Annotated in this window: 2 protein-coding genes; both read right to left on the bottom strand. The window is 50.9% G+C overall.

The features are described 5' to 3' along the window. Positions 1-388: 388 nt before the first annotated feature. Positions 389-1,396 (bottom strand): NAD(P)-dependent oxidoreductase, encoded by a 1,008-nt coding sequence (locus VZT47_RS09880; protein WP_330224794.1) that lies wholly within the window; start codon positions 1,394-1,396, stop codon positions 389-391. Between the two features lie 9 nt (positions 1,397-1,405). After that, positions 1,406-2,335, bottom strand: a complete 930-nt coding sequence (locus VZT47_RS09875) for an AEC family transporter (RefSeq protein WP_330224793.1) — start codon at positions 2,333-2,335, stop codon at positions 1,406-1,408. Positions 2,336-2,985 lie beyond the last annotated feature (650 nt).

Here is a 2,985-nt window from a genome sequence, read left to right as displayed (position 1 = left end):
GTCAAGGGATGCCGGATAGAGAGGAAACCAGATTCTTAAACAAATCATATTAGCTCCTGTTGCACTTAGAATTATAGAATAACGAGCCCCCCGAACTTCGGGGGGCCTGGAGGGGAGCCTTTTCGCGGACCTTTTAGCTCATTTCCTCCAGGTACGTTTCGTCAGTCAGCCTCGTATGTGCCCATATAAAAATGGCGGCACTTTATGAATTGTGTGCCGCCACCTGGCCGAGTCCCGTTTCCCGTTTCCCGATCGATTCTAAGTCTCGAAGACAGCTGGAATTTCAAAGCTGCAAAGGATACAGCCCTGTTGGAACCACTGGGAGCCGGGAACTTTCATGGGACCCCAATATAAAATCTAACGGCTAACAGCTAACGGCTAACGGCTTCTATTTCACATGATTAACGACTCTGACGGGTTCTTTTCCTTCGGCGATTCTTTTTACGTTTTCCCAGATCATCCGGTAGCTTCTTTTGAAGGAGGAGCCTGTGATGCCTCCGATGTGAGGGGAGAAGATGATTTTGGATGCGATTTCCGGGGGCTGGTTCAGGAGGATGTGATTTTTCTGAACCGGTTCGTGGTCCAGGGTGTCCAGGCCTGCCATTTTGAGGTGACCGGATTTGAGAGCATTGATCAGGGCTTCGTCGTTGACCAGTTCTCCGCGGGAGGTATTGATGAAGTAGGAGCCTTTTTTCATTTTAGAGAAGAATGCTTCATCGCACATGCCTGTGGTTTCGGGGGTGACGGGGAGATGGAGACTGACGATATCGGATTTTTGGAGAAGTTCGTCCTGTGTGGGGAGCCAGGTGACGCCGTATTGTTTTTCTATTTCTTCACTTACCCGATGGCGCTGGGTGTAGAAGGTTTTTACGTGGAAGGCTTTGAGGAGGGCGGCGGTGCATTTTCCTATATTTCCAAAGCCGATAAGGCCTGCTTTGCAGTCGGAAAGGTCGATGAGATCTCCTTTTGCCATGTAGTTTTCTTTGACCTGAATCTGCCGTCCCTCGCGGACTGCCCGGTCGTTATTGATGGCATCTTTCAGGACGCTCAGCATGAGGAGTAAGGTTTGTTCGGCTACGGCGGAGGCGTTCATTCCGGCAGAGTTGCAGACGTAGACTCCTTTTTCGTCGGCTGCCCTGAGGTCAAACCGGTTGAAGGCGACGCCTTCGGAGTGAATCATTTTCAGGCGGGGAAGGCCGCGGATCAGTTCTCCCGGAATATCTGCGATGGCATCGGCCACGATGATATCGCAGTCGCCCATGGCCCGGATATATTCGGACGGCGGCAGGCCGCAGGGAAGGCTTACTTTTTCGACGGATTCCGTGAAGGCGGATTTTTCTGTATTTCTTTCAAAGGCCTCGGCCCGGCCGATGTGGAGCAGTTTGAGTTTTTTCATGGGTCCTCCTTATAGAAGTGCACAGACGATGGGAAGGGTAATGATGGTGGAAATAGTAGTGAGAAATATCATTCCGGCCGCATAATCGCTGTCAGAATGCTGGGTTTCAGCAATCATGGCGATGGATGACATGCTGGGAAGTCCACAGATGATACTGAGGGTGATGGAAATACTTTTTTCGAGGCCCGGAATGTGGGTGAGAAGGAAATAAACGGCCAGGGGGGCGAGGAGCATTTTCACGAGGATCATGAGGTATATTTCCAGTTTTTTCAGGTATTCTTTAATGGAAATATAGCAGAATGCGCCGCCCAGGTAAATCATGGAAAGGGGCGGGGCAGCGGATCCTGTTTTCGTGAGGGCATCGGAGAGGAAATCGGGAAGTCTGAGGCCGGTGAGGACGAAAAATACGGAGAGCAGGACAGCAATGGTAGCAGGATTGACCATTTTCCGAAGGTTTCCGGAAATGGAAAGGTTTGCTTCTACGGGACTTGCCAGGTATACGCCCAGGGTCCAGAGCATGAGCTGGTCGGCTACGGTATACATGCCCATGTAAAGTCCGCCGCGGTCGGGATAGAGGGCGAGAATCACGGGAATTCCCATGAAACCGCAGTTTCCAAACATGGTGCAGGCCCGGTATACTTTGCTCCGGTTTCCTTTGAGGGACGCTGCTTTCGAAAGGAGAATAGAAAGGAGGTAGAGGGAAAGGAAAAGGAGGATCCCGATGGCGATGATGACGGTGGAGGAAAGAAATTCTTCCCGCGTGGGGCCGTGGATGGTATTTGTAAAAATGAGGAGGGGCAGGAGGATTTTCGTCACAATGCCAGAGAGGACGGAAAGTTTTCCGCGGTCCAGGATGTGCATTTTCACGGCGGCCATGCCGATGATCATGTAAACCGCAAAAATTTCGAGCTGCGAGAGGACGATGGAAAAGTAGTTCATAGGGACTCCTTGGGGAATCTTTGGAAATATGTATTTATTATAAATCTTTGGGGACGTATTTGTATGGGAAATTTTTTATAAGTGAAACTTTTGAATCGGGGGGTATCGGGGTTGTCGGGAAGGTGTGCCGGTGATGCGGCACGAGTTTTTATGGGAAATGTACCCAGGTGAGGAAAAATAACGGGGTGCGGGATGCGGGGAGCGGGGTGCGGGGAGGTGTCGATGCTGATGCATCGACGATTATTTATGGGGATTTTGCATAGACGAATATGAAAAGCCCGTATGAGTCGAAAAATCACCTGCCCTCCTGGCCAGGGGGCGGCGAGCGAGTCGAGCAGGGGGCTGTACTATCGTAGCTGGCACATACGAGACTGACTGACGAAAGGTACTTGGAAAAAATGAGGAAAACGGTAGTCCGGAAGGCTCTCCCTCGGGAGAGCTCCGCGACAGCTGGTGAGAGGGCGCTAAAGAAAAGGCGGCCTCTGGCCGCCTGATGCGAAAATCCACCCTTGATAGGGGGGATGCCGAAGGCAGCAATCTGGTCATATGTCAAGAGGGAAAATAAAAAAATTCCGAAGCTTTTTGTTATTGCATTCGGAATTTGGCGTATTCTAAAACTATCTCTGCGGGGGTCCCATCAAAGATTAGAG

Origin of the sequence: Dialister sp. (assembly GCF_036343215.1) — a bacterium.
In the GTDB taxonomy this organism is placed as follows: Bacteria; Bacillota; Negativicutes; order Veillonellales; family Dialisteraceae; genus Dialister.
This window is presented reverse-complemented; position numbering and strand designations above follow the sequence as displayed.

Excerpts from the sequence above, each read along its gene's own strand:
- VZT47_RS09880 (WP_330224794.1), bottom strand. The coding sequence starts at position 1,396 with ATGAAAAAACTCAAACTGCTCCACATCGGCCGGGCCGAGGCCTTTGAA.
- VZT47_RS09875 (WP_330224793.1), bottom strand. The coding sequence starts at position 2,335 with ATGAACTACTTTTCCATCGTCCTCTCGCAGCTCGAAATTTTTGCGGTT.